The organism is Candidatus Symbiopectobacterium sp. 'North America', assembly GCF_015762685.1.
Taxonomy (GTDB): Bacteria; Pseudomonadota; Gammaproteobacteria; order Enterobacterales; family Enterobacteriaceae; genus Symbiopectobacterium.
Window position 1 is genome coordinate 1 of the sequence record NZ_PEHF01000091.1, and the last position, 17,576, is coordinate 17,576.

Sequence of the window (17,576 nt, forward strand, 5' to 3'; positions counted from 1 at the left end):
CGTTGAAAAGTCAACGTTAATTTTTCAATTTCGCGTTTAACTTTCCGACTGTTACCGCAACCGCATGTTGCTGTTGCTGTTGCTGTTGCTGTTGCTGTTGCTGTTGCTGTTGCTGTTGCTGTTGCTGTTGCTGTTGCTGTTGCTGTGTCAGTGGAGCCGCATTATAGACACTTCTCGCGCCCTGACAAGGGCTAATTTCAATTTTATTTCTGAGTGGATGTTTTTTCGGCGAATCGCATAGCAAACCAGCATAGATGACGCTATTTCATCCCAATCAGCCCATTTTATACTGCGTCGTAAATCCCATTTACCGATGAGCCACCGACTCGCGCATCACCAACTCAGGCGTTAATACCAGTACCGTTGGCTCGATTTCAGGATGTTCCAAACGGTATAACAGCGTATCCACCGCCAGTTCCCCCAATTCATCTTTAGGTTGATGAATGGTCGTTAACGGTGGAGACATATAACGCGCCAGTTCGATATCGTCATAACCCACCACGGCCATATCCCTTGGAATAGACAATCCCGCCCGATAGAGCGCGTGATAAACCCCAACCGCCATAGCATCGTTACTACAGAACACAGCATCCGTCCTTTGCGCCAACGACAGTAGTTTACGCATCGCTTGGTATCCGGTTTTAAACTCGAAATCCCCTAACACCACGTAGTCATCAGGAACGGGCAAACCTGCACACTGCATCGCCTGCCGATAGCCTAACAGTCGGTTATAGGCCGTTGTTTTATCTTGTGGACCAGCGATACAGGCGATATTGCGGTAACCGCTGTCGATCAGATGGCGGGTTGCAATATCTCCGCCAAGCAGAGAATTGTCCTTGATAACATCACTCACGCCTTCAAACGGCGACCAGTCCATCATCACCAGTGGAATTGACGGGTAACGGCTAACGGTTTCCGAGGAAGGGCGGTGGTTCTCGGTACACATCAGTAACAAGCCATCAACCCGCTTTTGCATCAAGGTCTCCAGGCTACGGTCCAGGCGGTTATGGTCGCCTTCGGTATTGCACAGGATCAGGCTATACCCGCGCTCATAGCAACTGCGCTCAACGCCACGCACCACTTCAGCATAAAACGGGTTACTACTTGCCGTTAGCAACATACCGATAGTTTGCGTCTGATTGATCTTCAAACTGCGCGCCAGCGCAGACGGTGAGTAGTTGAGAGCATCAACTGCCGCCAATACCCGCTCGCGCACCGTGTCACTAACAAAGCGATCATTATTGATTACATGTGAAACGGTTGACGTCGACACGCCCGCCAGGCGAGCAACATCCTTCATTGTGGCCACATATCACCCCTGGGAGTGTAAAAATGCGTCGATCTCATTGCGCCACGGCACAGAGGACTGAGCACCAGCGCGAGTTACCGCAATGGCAGCGGCAGCATGAGCAAATTTCACGGCGGCTTGCATCGGTTGATTTTCCAAAAGTGCAGTGACCAGCGCACCATTAAAGGTATCGCCCGCCGCAATCGTATCTACGGCCTGAACCTGAAAACCGGGAATACGCTGACCTTGCCCGTTTTCACTCAGCCATACGCCGCGACGACCCAATGTAATCAGCACGGTAGTAATACCTTTATTATGCAACAGTTGCGCAGCCTGTGCGGCATCTTGCTCGTTCTGCACGGTGACACCGGTCAGACGCTGCGCTTCCGTTTCATTCGGCGTAATCATATCCACCAGCGCCAGCAGCTCATCCGGCAAGTCACAGGCGGGAGCCGGGTTTAAAATTACACGCGTTTGGTGCTGGTGCGCCAACTGTGCAGCGGCAATAACGGTCTCCAACGGAGACTCGAGCTGCATTAATAAAGCAGAAGCATCAATGATTTTTTGATGGTGACGCGCCAAAACATCGGGAGTGATCGCCGCATTGGCACCCGCGTTAATGCCAATCATATTCTCAGCATCGCCATTCACAAAAATCAGCGCAACGCCCGTGGTTTCATCGGCAACGGTTTCAACAGCAGAAACGTCTATCTGATCACGAGACAACTGCTCGCGAATACGGGCACCAATATCATCCTCACCCACGCCAGCGATAAAGGCAATATCGGCACCACTGCGTCCGGCAGCGACCGCCTGATTGGCACCTTTACCACCAAAAGCGACCTGATATTGCTTACCGATCACCGTTTCGCCCGGTTGAGGGAAGTGTGTCAGATTGAGGATATGATCGGCATTAATACTGCCCAACACCACGAGTTTGCCCGTTTTCATAAAATCGCCCCAAAAGTGATTAAAAGCGCCGCCTTGTTCCGGCGGCGCTGCTTGTCGTTGTTATGCGTTATTCTTTAGCAACCAGTTTTAGATCAACCGGGATAATCGCCTGTACCTTTTCACCTTTGATGACCTTATCAGCGGTTTGCACGCCAATTTCACCGATTTTTTCAGGACGTTGTGCAACAGTGGCAGCCAATTTCCCGCCCTCTACGGCTTTTACGCCATCCTGCGTGCCATCAAAACCAACCACCATGACATCTGTTTTACCCGCAGTTTGCAGAGCACGCAGCGCACCCAGTGCCATTTCATCGTTTTGTGCAAACACGGCTTTTACATCAGGGTGTGCGGTGAGCAGGTTCTGCATCACGTTCAGCCCTTTGGTACGATCGAAATCAGCAGGCTGGCTGGCCAGCATGACAAATTTGTTTTTCTCAGCGGATTTCATAAAACCGGCTTCGCGTTCACGGGCAGCAGAGGTTCCGGCAATACCTTCCAACTGAATCACCTTGGCACCCTCACCCAATTTTTTCGCGATGAAATCGCCAGCAACTTTGCCACCGAAGGCATTATCAGACGCCACGTGGCTTACCACCGTGCCGCTGCCCGCTACGCGGTCCAGGGTAATCACCGGAATGTTGGCCTGATTCGCCAGTTTCACCGCGTTACCTACAGCATCAGAGTCTGTCGGGTTGATGAGTAGCAGTTTGGTACCGCGCACGGTCAGATCCTGAACGTTGGAGAGCTCTTTTGCCGAGTTGTTTTGCGAATCCAACACCACCAGGTTGTAGCCCAATTTATCAGCTTCTTTTTGCGCGCCGTCTTTCAGTGACACGAAGAACGGGTTATTCAAGGTAGAAACCACCAATGCTATCGACTCTTTCGCCAGCGCATTGGCGCTCACCATGGCACTTAATGCAACAGCAGAAACCAGCGTAGCCAGTTTTTTCATATTCATAATACAATTCCTATGCGTGAGAATGAAGGTTATTTACTGCTTTTGTTATCTACCAAAACCGCCAGCAAAATAACGGCTGCCTTAACGATCATTTGGTAGTAAGAAGAAAGACCTAACAGATTCAGTCCATTGTTGAGGAACCCAAGAATCAGCGCGCCAATGAGAGTGCCGACAATGCGCCCTTTACCGCCCGCCAAACTGGTCCCTCCCAGCACCACTGCCGCAATCGCATCCAGTTCATACCCCGTGCCTGCCGTTGGTTGTGCCGATGACAAACGCGCGACTTCGATAATCCCAGCCAATGCGGATAACAACCCACATAAGGCGTAGACGATAATCTTGACTTTATCGACTCTGATGCCCGACAAGCGGGTTGCCGCTTCATTGCCGCCCAACGCATAGATATAGCGCCCGAGCCGCGTGTGGTGCAGCATGTACCAGGCAGCGATAAAAACGATAACCATCAACCAGATCGGTGTAGGAATCCCCAGAGGGCGACCAATGCCAAACCAGCCAAAAGTATCGGCAACGTCAGAAAAACCGGTGTTTATTGGGCTGCCGTTGGTGTACACCATGGTGACGCCGCGCAGCAGCAACATCATCACCAGCGTGGCGATAAACGCCTGCACCTTTCCTTTCGCGACAATCACGCCAGTGCCCGCCCCGATTGCCGCACCGAGCGCCAACGCGCCAAACACCGCCAACAGCGCATTCACTTCCAGGCCAACAATCGATGCCGCCACCGCGCCAGTCAGCGCCAACAATGACCCGACCGACAAATCGATACCCGAGGTCAGAATCACCAGCGTCATCCCTACCGCCATGATGGCGTTCACCGATGTCTGTTGCAGGATATTGAACAGGTTGTTGACCGTGAAAAAGTTAGGGCTCATAGACGAAACCACTGCGATCAGGATCAGCAGGGCAATCAGCGACTTTTGCTCCAACAGCCACTCTTTACTGAACCAGCGCTTTGCCGTGATAGATTCGGAACTCACGTCTGACTTACTCCTGCTTTACGCTATATTGCTTGCCAACCGCCGCCGCCATCAGCACTTCCTGAGTGGCCTGCTCAATGGAGAATTCACCGCTCAAACGGCCTTCATGCATCACCAAAATACGATCGCTCATACCGATTACTTCCGGCATTTCCGATGACACCAAAATGATGCTGAGGCCTTCTTCTTTGAACTGGTTGATTAACTGGTAGATCTCTTTTTTGGCCCCCACATCGACGCCGCGCGTAGGTTCATCGAGGATCAGCACTTTCAGCCGCGTCATCAGCCCGCGAGCAATCGCGACCTTCTGCTGATTTCCGCCGGACAACAGGCCAATGGGCTGTGCCATTGAGGGAGTTTTAATATTGAATAAACGGATAAAATCACTGACCGCGGTGCGTTCGTCTTCATGTTTGAGTGCGCCAAAGCCACGGCTGAAATAACTCAATGCCGTCAGCGACATGTTCTCTTTGACGGACATCCCCAACACCAGGCCATCGCGTTTGCGATCTTCGGAGATATAAACGATGCCGTTTGCCAGCCCATCCTGCGGACTGCGCGTCACCACCTCACGGCCATCAAGCGCCACATCACCGCGCGTGCGGGGAAGTGCGCCATACAGGATCTTCATCAGTTCGGTACGCCCTGCGCCCATCAGGCCGGACACACCAAGAATTTCCCCCTGCCGCAGCGTAAAACTGACGCCTTCAACACCCGGCCCCGTCAGGTCTGTAACGCTCAAGCGAATATCGCCCGGCACGGTATTCAACCGAGGGTACTGCTCTTCCAGCTTACGCCCCACCATCATTTCAATGAGCTGCTCTTCATGCAGCTGGTTGACCGGGAGCTCACCGATAAACTGGCCGTCACGCAGCACGGTCACGTCATCACAAATCTCGAAGATCTCTTTCAGGCGGTGGGAGATATAGGCGATACCGCAGCCCTGTGCGGTCAGTTCCTTAATCACGGTAAATAAGGACGCGGTTTCGGTATCCGTCAGTACATCCGTGGGCTCATCCATGATGATCACTTTGGATTCAAAACTCAGCACCTTGGCAATTTCGACCATTTTCTGGTCACCAATGGACAACTCGCCGACCAGTCGGCGGCTGTTGTAACGCAGGTTGAGCTTTTTCAGCAGTTTATCGGCTTCGGCGTACATCTTTTGCCAATCAATGCGCCCCAAGACTCCGGTAAACTCACGGCCAAGAAAAATATTTTCGGCAATCGTCAGTTGAGGAATCAGGTTGAGTTCCTGGTGAATAATACCGATACGCGCGTGCTGCGATGATTTTAGCCCGTTAAAGGCAACCTCCTGCCCGAGAAAGCGAACATGACCGGCATCTTTGCGGTAAATACCGGTGAGCACCTTCATCAGCGTTGATTTCCCGGCACCGTTCTCCCCCACCAGCGCCATCACCTTGCCGGGATAGACATTCAGGGCAGCACCGGACAGCGCTTTTACACCGGGAAAGGTTTTTACTATTCCCTGCAACTGTAATAAAGGTTCCATCTCGGCCTCAGAAGGTTACGCCAGCACACAAAATATATTGGCATAGGGCGAGCATTCACCGCTGCGAAAAACGGCCCTGCTCTGCCCGCTTTGCGTCTTGAATGCCTCATGACTGACATAGTGCAACGCAATGGTGTTTCCCTGGTGTTGTTCAAGCTGTTGCAAATGCTCACGAATAGCTTCATGGAGCACTGGGTTCTTCTCGATAATCTCTTGCGCAACAATCGCCGCTTCTACCTGCATCTCCTGCGTAATCACGCTCAGCACCTGTATATAGGCACATTGTGTGTTAACGCCAGATCTACACGGGCGGTGGTGGCAGGGATGGGTAACCCTGCATCACACACCACCACTTGGTCAGTGTGTCCAAGTCGGGCAATCACGCTCGAGACTTCGGAATTGAGTAATACGCCTTTTTTTATTATGTCACTCGTTTTGATAACGACAGCGAAACGTTTCGCTATCACAAAAAAGAGATATAAGAAAAACATTAGGTTAGAAAATAGCCGCTGACCACCGGTGTCGGAAGATTGATCGTTATCACAAATGAAAAAACAATGAAACAATATAATTAATTTATTAAAATATTGTTTCTTTTTTCGCATGATTTACCTCACTTCCTAAAGCTCACATCACCATACTCACAATTTAAACAATAACGGCACTCTGACGCCTGCCGAAAAAACTCTGGTTTGTTAACAAGGACTCTAACGATGAAAAACATATCCCTCTCTTTGGCAACCCTATGCTGTATGGCTGCACTCACCGCTCAGGCGCACAGCGCCGATCGTTTGACGATCGTAAAACAGTATGCCGATATCGTCTTAGATAAAGCGGGAGACCATTATCACAGCACGCAGCCTTCACCGTTATTGGCGAGCGGTGTCGATCCGCGCACCGGTAAACAGCTTGAGTGAGTTTTCCCCGATGGGCGCACAGCGGTACTCTACAATTTTTCCGCTCAGCAAAACTTTATGCGCGTATTGGTTGGCCTCTCTAACCTGACGGGCGATGAGCGTTATTAACAGCGCGCCAAAACCAGCGTGCGTTACTATTTCGATCGCTATCAGGATAAAAGCGGTCTGCTGATTTGGGGGAACACCGTTTTGTCGATTTGAAAACGCTACAGCCCGAAGGCCCCAGTGAAAAAGAGTTGGTGCATGAGCTGAAAAATGCCTACCCCTACTACGAATTGATGTTTGCCGTGGATAAACCGGCGACGGTTCGCTTCATTCGCGCATTCTGGAATGCCCACGTTTATGACTGGCAAATCCTGGAAACCAGCCGCCACGGTCAGTACGGTAAGGAGATCGGTAAACTGTGGGACAACAGCTTTACCCAGCAACCGCCTTTCTTCGCCACCAAAGGGCTGAGTTTTCTTAACGCCGGTAATGACCTGATCTATTCCGCATCCCTGCTCTATAAAAACAACCATGAAGCCGGCGCGCTGGTATGGGCAAAACGGCTGGCGGAGCAGTATGTGTTGCCGCTCGATAAAAAAACTGGCCTCGGCGTTTACCAGTTCACCCAGGCATTAAAACGCGCTGAAACCAGCGATGACAGCGATACCAACTCCAAATACGGTGACCGTGCTCAACGTCAGTTCGGACCAGAGTTTGGGCCTGCTGCATTGGAAGGCAACATGATGTTGAAGGGGCGCACCAGCACGCTCTATTCCGAAAATGCGCTGATGCAGTTACAACTGGCGAAAGATCTCGGTAAAGACGGCGACGATATCAAGAAATGGACGCTGGACGGCCTGAAAGCGTTTGCCAAATACGCCTATGACGAAAGCAACAACACTTTCCGTCCGATGCTGGCCAACGGCACCGATCTTTCCAACTACACGCTGCCGCGCGATGGGTACTACGGTAAGAAAGGTACGGTGCTGAAAGCCTACCCAGCCAGCAGTGATTTCCTGTTGTCCTACGCCCGCGCTTACACGCTGGAGAAGGATGCCGATTTGTGGAAAGTGGCACGCGGTATCGCCAAGGGGTTGGATCTGGGGGATATAGGATCAGCACCGGGTAAAGGCGTCAGCGTCAATGTCAGCACCAAGAACAGCGACCCGTATGCTATTTTTGCGCTGATCGATCTGTGGCAGGCAACGCAGGATAAAACCTACCTGACGGTGGCCGACAACATTGTCAGCAATAATCTGCACAACGGCTTCTTTATGAACTCCGCCAAATATCAATATGCATCCATTGATAGCATCGATCCTTACGCACTGCTGGCACTGGAAGCCACACTGAAGAACAAACCGCAGGCCGTTGCCCCGTTCCTCAACGGCTCCGGCTTCACCGAAGGGGCTTATCGCATGCCGGACGGCAGCCCCCGCGTCTCCACCCGTGATGATGAGCTGTTTGCCCTGAAGGAAGGGGAAACCTTAAAACCGAACGGTAAATAGAACGGTAAATAATTACCAAAAATGACGCCCTCTTTTTTGAGGGCGTCATACACTAAATTTCTACCTGAATCCCCAGCTCTATCAGCCGGTTCGGCGGTATCTCAAACTGATCGGTCGCGCGCAACGCATTACGACTCAGCATCATAAACACCTTGCCGCGCACGCGCAGATACCAGGGCCGTTTGCCCATGGTCAGCGACTCATTGGACATGAAAAACGATGTTTCCATCATTTGGCAAGCTAGCCCCTCCTGCCAACAGCGGTGAAACACCTCTTCCACGTTGGGCGTTTCCCGCCAGCCGTAGTTGGCAATCACGCGCCAAAAGGTCGGGGAAAGCTGTTCAACCGTAAGGTGCTGCACATTATGCACATAGGAAACCGCTTCGGTACGCATGGTCAGCAGCACCACCCTTTCATGCAACACTTTGTTGTGTTTGAGATTATGCAGTAATGCAAACGGGATGACGTGCGTCACGCGCGCGAGATAGACCGCCGTACCCGGCACCCGCACCGGCTGGTTTTTTTCGAGTGAGGCAATCATCGCATCCAGTGAATTACCATGCTCATGCAAACGACGCAGCAAACGGAAACGCTCGCTTTTCCAGGTCGTCATAATGGTGAACATGATTAATCCCAGCGCCAGCGGCAACCAGCCGCCGGAAAGGATATTGACCACGTTGGCAAGAAACGGCGGGATATCAATCAACAACATCGCCACCAGCAGCAGCCAGTTTATCGCTGGAATATAAATCTGCTCGGATTCCATGTCTGATGTATGCACAATGCGCATCGGCGGCAGATACCCCAAACGCACCTCCTGGCGCGTCAGCGAGAATACGCCCGAGATAACGGCCTGAGAGGCGATGATGGTCGCCAGCGTTGCCAGGATCAGCAGCGGAATCAAAGCCCAATCGCGAGCCAGCAAAAAGAAGGGGTTTTTGATGGCTTCCGGGTTACACAGCAGTAACGCACCCTGACCAAAATAATTGAGCACCAATGACGGCAACACCACGGTAAACCACGCCAGGCGAATAGGGAATTTACCAAAATGCCCCATATCCGCGTAGAGCGCCTCCACCCCAGTGATCGCCAGCACCACAGCACCCAGCGCGAAGAAAGAGATAAACTTGTACTCTATAAAGAAACGCACGGCGTAAACCGGGTTCAATGCCTGAAGCACTTGCGACGTGTCCATGATGCTGCGCACTCCCAGTACCGCCAGTGTTAAAAACCAAATCAGCATCACTGGCGCAAACAGCTTACCCACACTGCTGGTACCGTGTTTCTGAATGGCAAACAGCAAGGTCAGCACAATCACCGACAGCGGCACGATGTAGCTATCCAACTCGGGGGCAGCAATCTCAATCCCTTCCATTGCTGAAAGCACCGACATCGCCGGGGTGATCACCACTTCGCCATAAAAAAACCCGCCGCCAATCAGCCCCATGATCACCACGATGGATGTCATGCGATCGCTGGTGTGGCGTCCGGCCAGTGACATCAGGGTCAAAATCCCCCCTTCTCCGGCGTTGTCGGCTCGCATCACATAGGAGAGATACTTGAGCGACAACACCAGCACCAGCAACCAGAAGATCAGCGAGAGAAAACCAAATACTGAATGCTGCTCGACGCCAAACCCAAACTGTCCGGAAAGGCATTCCCTTAATGTATAAAGTGGGCTGGTGACGATATCCCCGTACACCACGCCAATAGCTGCCAAGGTAATGGCAGGAAGCGATTGCTTATGCTCTGAGCTCATAGCGCCTATCTTCTGTTTTCACTTTGCGACTTCCGCTGTTTTCACTGCGTAGAGAGCAACGCGTTTTTCGTAGACTTAGCCCGAAAGCGCACAGTATGCATATATTCATGCAAAAACCTATCCCTTCACTCCGTATCGAAACATCCAGAAATAAACTGGTTTATTGATTAATATAGCCAAAAATGGCAATAATCGATGGAGATACGATTAAAAAAAATCTGTGATCTGCCGTATATTATTGCATCATCGTTGATGACTTTATCGCTTGCCACCCTGTTTTGCGTCATCAGAGTAAAAACGGATCTCTTATGCTTCAATCAGCCTCTTTGGCCGATCGTATTACACACCTCAGCCAAGCCCTTGAACACGGCCTGTATGAACGTCAGCACGCTATTCGCCTGTGCCTGCTCGCCGCGCTCAGCGGCGAAAGCGTGTTTTTGCTGGGGCCGCTGGGCATCGCCAAGAGCATGATCGCGCGTCGCCTGAAGTTCGCGTTTCGTGACGCCCGCGCTTTCGAATACCTGATGACACGCTTCTCTACCCCGGAAGAGGTGTTTGGCCCGCTGTCGATTCAGGCGCTAAAAGATGAAGGGCGTTATCAGCGTCTTACCGGCGGCTACTTGCCGGAGGCAGAAATCGTTTTTCTGGATGAAATCTGGAAAGCCGGCCCGGCCATTCTCAATACCCTGCTGACAGCCATCAATGAGCGGCGCTTTCGCAACGGCAGCCATGAAGAAACCATCCCCATGCGGCTGCTGGTAACGGCCTCCAATGAACTGCCTGAATCAGACAGCAGCTTAGAAGCACTCTATGACCGCATGCTTATTCGCCAGTGGCTGGATAAAGTGCAAGAAAAACAAAACTTCCGTGCATTTTTGACGCACACCGGTAGCGATCGCGACAACCCAGTGCCGCTGTCACTGAGCGTCAGTGACGAAGAGTACCAGTCATGGCAAAGCGCCATCGATCGCATCGCCTTGCCGGATGCCTGCTTTGAACTGATTTACGCACTGCGCCAACAGTTGAATACCACCGACAACGCGCCGTACGTTTCCGATCGACGCTGGAAGAAAGCGCTGCGACTGCTGCAAGCCTGTGCGTTTTTCTCTGGCCGTGAAAGCATTGTTCCGCTTGATATCATCTTGCTGAAAGATTGCCTGTGGCATGACAGGGATTCACAAACGCTGGTGGAACAGCACACCGAGCAGCTCATCACCGCACACGCCTATCAGCAACAGGCACTGCTGTTCCGCTTGCAGCAGTTAAACGTGAAACGGCAGCAATATCAGCAGCAAGAAAGCGAGTTGCAGGCTATCACTGTCGAAAAACAGGGGGCATTCCTCAGCCGTAAAGCCCTCTACCTGCTGCCAGACGCCCTGAGTAAAGAGACGCTAACCGTGGTGTTGCAGCGCCCGCTGGTACTGAATAATATTGATGTGACACATATTGTGTTAGAAAAAAACGCCTTGCAGTCATGGCTGCAAAAAGGCGGAGAAGGCGAAATCAGGGGAAAACTCAACGGCATCGGGTTTACCCAGCACCTCGACATGTACGTGGATGACCACCTTCATCTTGCGGTGCGCGATATCAGCCTACAGACCACTATTCTTTCTTTACCTGAAAAACGAGACTGTACCTTACCGACAGAACTTACTGATGAATATGAGAAATTACGTCAACAACTGCGCGAGCAGCAACGTCTGTTTCACCACCATCAGCCGTGTTTGTTCATCCCTGCTGACTGGCTGGCAAAAATAGAAGATAGCCTGCAACAGGTCGACGAACAGATACAGCTCTCGTTACAGGATTGATCAAATGTTGACGTTGGAATCGCTGGAAATGCTGTTGTCCATTGACGAAAACGAGCTCTTGGACGACCTGGTTCTCGCGCTGTTGGCGACGCCGCAGCTTGCGGCCTTTCTTGAACAGCACCGGAGAATGAAAGCGGCGCTGCTGCACGATCTGCCCGAATGGAAAGCGTCACTCAAACAGCGCCTGCGTGCAACCGTGGCACCCGCCGATCTGGAGCGGGAATTTACCTGCTATCAAAATACCCAGACCATCGACAATCTGACCTTTCAGTCACGTATTCCCCGTATCGTTGATACGCTACAAACGGTGGACTCGCCTTTTCTTTCTCAGGCCAACAAGCTGATCGCTCAGACAGAACCGACGCTTGGGCAGCGGTTTAGCAACGCCTTCCACGCTTTGTTCTTGCAGCGCTGGAAAATGAGCCTCTCTTTGCAAACGGTCTCCTTGCACCATCAATTGATGGAGGCAGAAAAAGAGATCCTGCTCGATGAATTACAGCAGCGGCTAACGCTGACCGGCAAACTGGAAGCCGTTCTGGCGGAGAACTAGACAGCCGCCGGACGATTATGGGATCTCAGCGCGGGAAAATTGATAAAAACCGAGCAGCAAACCCTGATTAACTTCTGCGACTTTCTACAAAAGCAGCCTTCATTGCAGCGCCTGGCCGAGCGTTTAGGTCGCAGCCGGGAGACCAAATCCATTCTCTCCACTGAAGCACCGCGCGAAGCGTTCCGCGTGATGGTTCGTGAACCGGATACGGTGCCAGAGCAAGTGGATGGCATCCATCAAAGCGATGATATTCTGCACCTGCTCCCCGCCGAATTGGCCGACATGAGCATCAAAGAGCTGGAATATGAATTCTATCGTCGCTTGTTGGAACGGCGGTTGTTGACCTATCGGTTACAGGGGGAAAGCTTGCACGAAAAGGTAATAGAGTGCCCGGTTTCACATCAGCAAAACGAACAGCAGCCCAGAGGCCCTTTTATTGTTTGTGTAGATACTTCAGGGTCGATGGGCGGTTTCAATGAACGCTGCGCCAAAGCCTTCTGCCTGGCACTCATGCGCATCGCCCTTGCCGATAATCGCCGCTGCTACATTATGCTGTTTGCCACCGACATCGTGCGCTACGAGCTGACTGCCGTCACCGGTATCGAACAGGCCACGCGCTTTCTTGGTCAATCATTTCGTGGCGGCACCGATATGGCAGCCTGTATGTCAGCGCTGCTGGACAAACTGGAAGATGATGTGTGGCACGATGCCGATGCGGTTATGATTTCTGATTTTATCGCACAGCGCTTGTCTGAAGAGACAGTGCAACGCGTGCGGCAACGACATCACCATCGTTTTCATGCCGTTGCGATGTCACAGCATGGAAAAACCAGCATCCTGCACATTTTCGACCATATCTGGCACGTGGATACCGGGTTAAAAGGACGTTTACTGCGGCGATTGCGCCACGCCTGAGCGTAGCGCTTCTACAGCAATTACAGCAATGCAGGCACGGATTCTCTGACCGGCTGTGGCCATACACCGCACTGCACCTGACCAATGTGCGCCAGTTGCAGTAGCAGCACCGCCACCAATGGTTTGCGGCATGTCACCACGCATCAGCGCCTGATGCCACTCCAGTGCCAGACGATCGACATCCCCCGTCAGCGTCAATTGACGTTGGAGCGCCTCAGCATCGACACAAATCCCCATGGAAGAGAGCTCGAAAGCATCGTTTAACGCCGGGTTCCACACCAGGATATCATCGTTCAACCCTTTCAGACCCTGTTCACCCGCTGACGACCAGTCATCATAATCCGGCGCACGCACATCATGACGCTCACCGTGAGACAATGCCCCGCCAATGCCTATTAGGAGTACGGCACCCAGCTCTTTGGCGATGGCACGTTCGCGCCCTTTGGAATCCAGTTCAGGATAACGCTTGAGCAGCGTATCGCTGTAAACAAAATGAATGGTTTCCGGCAGGAAAGGGGCCAGACCAAACTTGCTGCTAACCTCGGCTTCGGTGCTTTTTATTGCCTGATAAATATTGTTAACGGTGGATTTCAAATAACCGATGGAACGCTCGCCATCCCCCATTACGCGTTCCCAATCCCACTGATCGACATAAACAGAGTGGATCGGGCTCAAGCGATCTTCATCCGGGCGCAGTGCCTTCATGTGGGTATAGATCCCTTCCCCGGCGCTAAAATCATAGTCACCCAAGGTTTTACGCTTCCATTTCGCCAGGGAGTGCACCACTTCGAACGTGGCGTCAGGCAATGCTTTCACGTGTACCTGTACCGCTTTCTCGCTGCCGGAAAGGTTATCCTGAGTACCATCGCCCACGCGGCTCAGTATCGGGGCCTGAACTTCAATCAGACCCAGTTTCTGCGCTAACTGTACGGAGAAAAAGGATTTCACAAATGCAATTTGTTGTTGTTTTTCGATATAGCTCTTTTTCATTTACCCATGTCCGTCGTCACTGTCTATTGTGCAATTAAGCAATATAATGGCGGTGAAACTCAATAATCCAGCAAAGAAACAGGCATCGTGGTTTTGATTCCTCATTTAACGCATGCTAAAAATGAGAAAGAGCTAAATATAAGGAAAAATTATGACTGAAATTTATCAGATCGATAATCTCGATCGCGGCATTCTAAACGCTTTAATGGAAAATGCCCGCACCCCTTATGCCGAATTGGCCAAGCAGTTTTCGGTGAGCCCTGGCACCATCCACGTTCGCGTCGAAAAAATGAAGCAGGCAGGCATTATTGTCGGCACCCGGGTTGATGTCAGCCCCAAGCAACTCGGTTATGACGTGTGCTGCTTTATCGGCATCATTTTAAAAAGCGCCAAGGATTACCCCTCAGCCCTGGAGAAACTGAATAACCTGGAAGAAGTGGTAGAAGCCTACTACACCACCGGGCATTACAGCATTTTCATCAAAGTCATGTGCCGTTCCATTGACGCACTGCAACACGTACTTATCAACAAGATCCAGACCATCGATGAAATTCAGTCCACGGAAACCCTGATCTCGCTACAGAACCCGATCATGCGGACGATCACCCCGTAAACGTCAACAGGTATATCCCTATTATCCACAGGTAGATAACAGCTCGATCACAGCGTACAATACCGCATCTTTTATTCGGACGGGATCGAGCATGGCAGACATTACGCTTATCAGCGGCAGTACGTTAGGCAGTGCGGAGTATGTGGCAGAACATCTGGCCGAGTTACTGGAACAGCAAGGCTTTTCCACTGATGTTCAGCATGGCCCGCAACTGAACGACCTCCCGCAGAGCGGAGTATGGCTACTGGTGAGCTCAACCCACGGTGCCGGTGAATTACCGGATAACCTGCAACCGTTGTTTAAGCAGATTAGCGATCGGAAAGCGGATCTTTCGCAGGATCGGCAGCAAAGAGTACGACACCTTCTGCGGTGCGATCGTTACCGTGGATCGAATTCTTGCGGATCGTGGCGCAAAAAGGATCGGCGAGATGTTGCAGATCGACATCACCGAGCACGATATTCCCGAGGATCCAGCAGAAATCTGGTTGGCTCCGTGGGTAGAATTACTCGATTAAGCGGTTTATTTAGCCACTTAATTGTGTATAACGTTATGTATATCCGGGTGAAAACCGGTAGTTATCCCAATAACTACCGTTGTTCGTTTTTTGTCATGTGAATAACCAACTGTTTTGATCCCAAGCTATACGGTACAGAATAACCGATCATTCACAGCAAACGATCATCAACAATTTGTTGATCTTCATCTGGAAAAAGTACTTATCCACAAGCAGTATGGATCATAATAATAGATCCAATAAAAAGATCTCTATATAAAAATATCTTTCTTTAACTACCGACGATCCAACGGGCTTGTCGTTTGCGTAAACTTGAGTAGAATCCCCTTCCCCAAGGCAAGCAATGATCTTAGGCACACATCGTTAACCCGACTATTCTCGTTAACACCACGCGAGGTGCAGTACCATGTTTTATCCAGATCCTTTTGACGTCATCGTGATCGGCGGTGGCCATGCGGGCACAGAAGCCGCCATGGCAGCTGCACGCATGGGGCGTCAAACCCTGTTATTGACACACAATATCGATACACTTGGACAAATGTCCTGCAATCCGGCTATTGGTGGGATCGGAAAGGGACATCTGGTTAAAGAGATCGACGCCATGGGCGGCCTGATGGCTCGCGCGGTCGATCGGGGCGGTATTCAGTTTAGAATACTAAACAACAGTAAAGGTCCTGCCGTTCGTGCTACCCGTGCGCAGGTGGATCGCGTGCTTTATCGTCAGGCAGTACGCACTGCGCTGGAGAACCAGCCGAACCTGACTATCTTCCAGCAGGCGGTTGACGATCTTATTGTTGAGAACGATCGTGTGGTCGGTGCTGTCACCCAAATGGGACTGAAATTCCGCGCCAAAACGGTGGTGCTGACCGTGGGGACATTCCTTGATGGTAAAATTCACATCGGTCTGGATAACTACAGTGGTGGACGTGCTGGCGATCCGCCCTCCATACCGCTATCGCGCAGACTGCGTGAGCTGCCGTTGCGTGTCAGCCGCCTTAAAACCGGTACTCCACCGCGTATCGATGCGAGCACCATTGATTTCAGCGTGCTGGGGCAACAGCACGGTGATAACCCAATGCCGGTGTTCTCGTTCCTGGGGAACGCCAGCGAGCACCCGGCGCAGATGCCGTGTTACATTACGCACACCAATGAAAAAACCCATGAGGTGATCCGCAATAACCTGGATCGCAGCCCGATGTATGCCGGTGTGATCGAGGGGATTGGTCCGCGTTATTGTCCGTCGATCGAAGACAAGGTGATGCGCTTTGCCGATCGCAATGCGCATCAGATTTTCCTTGAACCTGAAGGGCTGACCAGTAACGAGATTTACCCCAACGGTATTTCGACCAGCCTGCCCTTCGACGTACAGTGGCAAATCGTTCGTTCGATGCAAGGCATGGAAAACGCCAAGATCGTGCGCCCTGGCTATGCTATCGAATACGATTCCTTCGATCCGCGCGATCTTAAACCTACGCTGGAAAGCAAATTCATCCACGGTTTGTTCTTTGCCGGACAGATAAACGGCACAACCGGTTACGAAGAGGCCGCTGCTCAGGGCATGTTGGCTGGCTTGAACGCCGTACGTCTGGCGTTCGATCAGGACGGTTGGTTCCCGCGTCGCGATCAGGCGTATCTGGGTGTGCTGGTGGACGATCTGTGTGCGCTCGGTACCAAAGAACCCTACCGCATGTTCACCTCGCGTGCCGAATACCGCCTGATGCTGCGCGAAGACAACGCCGATCAGCGTCTCACTGAAATTGGCCGTGAACTGGGGATGGTAGACGATTATCGTTGGGCGCGCTTCAACGAGAAGCTGGAACAGATTGAGCAGGAACGCCAGCGTCTACGCGAAATTCGCGTGCATCCCCACATTGAACAGAGAGAGGCGGTGAACGCGTTGCTGAAAACGCCGCTGTCGCGAGAAGCGACTGGTGAGGAACTGCTACGTCGCCCTGAGATGGATTACGCTACCCTGACCTCGTTACCGATGTTCTCGCCCGCGCTGACGGATGTTCAGGCGGCAGAGCAGGTTGAAATCCAGGTGAAGTATGAAGGGTACATTGCGCGTCAGCAGGACGAGATTGAAAAACAGCTGCGCAATGAGAGTACCGTGCTGCCAGCGGATCTGGATTATGGTCAGGTGAGCGGGCTTTCCAACGAAGTGAAAGCCAAACTCAACGACCACAAACCGGGATCTATTGGTCAGGCATCGCGTATTTCGGGAATTACCCCAGCAGCGATCTCTATTCTACTGGTTTGGCTGAAAAAACAAGGGCTGCTGCGCCACAGCGCCTCATAACCGATG

General features: G+C 51.8%; 10 protein-coding genes and 5 pseudogenes. 7 read left to right on the forward strand and 8 right to left on the reverse strand.

Going from position 1 to position 17,576, the window contains the following annotated elements; genetic code table 11:
• Window positions 1–64: 64 nt before the first annotated feature.
• A complete protein-coding gene (locus tag CS369_RS19450) occupies window positions 65–241 on the forward strand; it encodes a hypothetical protein (protein WP_196908347.1) in 177 nt (58 codons plus the stop codon).
• Window positions 242–307: 66 nt separating this feature from the next.
• Here CS369_RS19450 and rbsR read toward each other — a convergent pair whose 3' ends face one another.
• From rbsR to rbsD, 6 genes and pseudogenes are all read right to left on the reverse strand, one after another.
• The gene (gene rbsR, locus CS369_RS19455) at window positions 308–1,309 is read right to left on the reverse strand and encodes a ribose operon transcriptional repressor RbsR (protein WP_244665117.1); all 1,002 of its coding nucleotides are present in this window, start codon (window positions 1,307–1,309) and stop codon (window positions 308–310) included.
• A gap of 3 nt (window positions 1,310–1,312) precedes the next feature.
• Window positions 1,313–2,239 (reverse strand): ribokinase, encoded by a 927-nt coding sequence (gene rbsK / locus CS369_RS19460; protein ID WP_196908348.1) that lies wholly within the window; start codon window positions 2,237–2,239, stop codon window positions 1,313–1,315.
• 67 nt (window positions 2,240–2,306) lie between these two features.
• A complete protein-coding gene (gene rbsB, locus CS369_RS19465; protein ID WP_196908349.1) occupies window positions 2,307–3,197 on the reverse strand; it encodes a ribose ABC transporter substrate-binding protein RbsB in 891 nt (296 codons plus the stop codon).
• Between the two features lie 29 nt (window positions 3,198–3,226).
• Window positions 3,227–4,195, reverse strand: coding sequence for a ribose ABC transporter permease (gene rbsC, locus CS369_RS19470; protein ID WP_196908350.1), 969 nt, complete (start codon window positions 4,193–4,195; stop codon window positions 3,227–3,229).
• A 7-nt stretch (window positions 4,196–4,202) separates the two neighbouring features.
• Complete coding sequence (gene rbsA, locus CS369_RS19475; protein ID WP_196908351.1) at window positions 4,203–5,708, reverse strand: ribose ABC transporter ATP-binding protein RbsA; 1,506 nt, start codon at window positions 5,706–5,708, stop codon at window positions 4,203–4,205.
• 7 nt (window positions 5,709–5,715) lie between these two features.
• Window positions 5,716–6,130: pseudogene (gene rbsD, locus CS369_RS19480) on the reverse strand (D-ribose pyranase).
• A 291-nt stretch (window positions 6,131–6,421) separates the two neighbouring features.
• Between rbsD and CS369_RS19485 the strand changes: the two are divergent.
• Window positions 6,422–8,118 (forward strand): annotated as a pseudogene (locus CS369_RS19485) (pectate lyase).
• Window positions 8,119–8,170: 52 nt separating this feature from the next.
• On the opposite strand, the gene CS369_RS19490 reads toward CS369_RS19485, so the two are convergent.
• The gene (locus CS369_RS19490) at window positions 8,171–9,877 is read right to left on the reverse strand and encodes a low affinity potassium transporter Kup (protein WP_196908352.1); all 1,707 of its coding nucleotides are present in this window, start codon (window positions 9,875–9,877) and stop codon (window positions 8,171–8,173) included.
• A 308-nt stretch (window positions 9,878–10,185) separates the two neighbouring features.
• On the opposite strand from CS369_RS19490, the gene ravA reads away from it, so the two are divergent.
• Both ravA and viaA read left to right on the forward strand, forming a co-directional pair.
• Window positions 10,186–11,688, forward strand: a complete 1,503-nt coding sequence (ravA, locus tag CS369_RS19495; protein ID WP_196908353.1) for an ATPase RavA — start codon at window positions 10,186–10,188, stop codon at window positions 11,686–11,688.
• A gap of 4 nt (window positions 11,689–11,692) precedes the next feature.
• Window positions 11,693–13,153, forward strand: a pseudogene (gene viaA, locus CS369_RS19500) (ATPase RavA stimulator ViaA).
• Between the two features lie 20 nt (window positions 13,154–13,173).
• On the opposite strand, the pseudogene asnA reads toward viaA, so the two are convergent.
• A pseudogene (asnA, locus tag CS369_RS19505) lies at window positions 13,174–14,143 on the reverse strand (aspartate--ammonia ligase).
• A 151-nt stretch (window positions 14,144–14,294) separates the two neighbouring features.
• Here asnA and asnC point away from each other — a divergent pair.
• The 3 genes and pseudogenes from asnC (at window position 14,295) to mnmG (ending at window position 17,570) form a co-directional block, all read left to right on the forward strand.
• Window positions 14,295–14,756, forward strand: coding sequence for a transcriptional regulator AsnC (asnC, locus tag CS369_RS19510; RefSeq protein WP_195313263.1), 462 nt, complete (start codon window positions 14,295–14,297; stop codon window positions 14,754–14,756).
• 91 nt (window positions 14,757–14,847) lie between these two features.
• A pseudogene (gene mioC, locus CS369_RS19515) lies at window positions 14,848–15,271 on the forward strand (FMN-binding protein MioC).
• 406 nt (window positions 15,272–15,677) lie between these two features.
• Entirely contained in the window at window positions 15,678–17,570 is a 1,893-nt protein-coding gene (gene mnmG / locus CS369_RS19520) for a tRNA uridine-5-carboxymethylaminomethyl(34) synthesis enzyme MnmG (RefSeq protein ID WP_196908354.1), read from the forward strand.
• The last annotated feature ends 6 nt before the right edge of the window (window positions 17,571–17,576 follow it).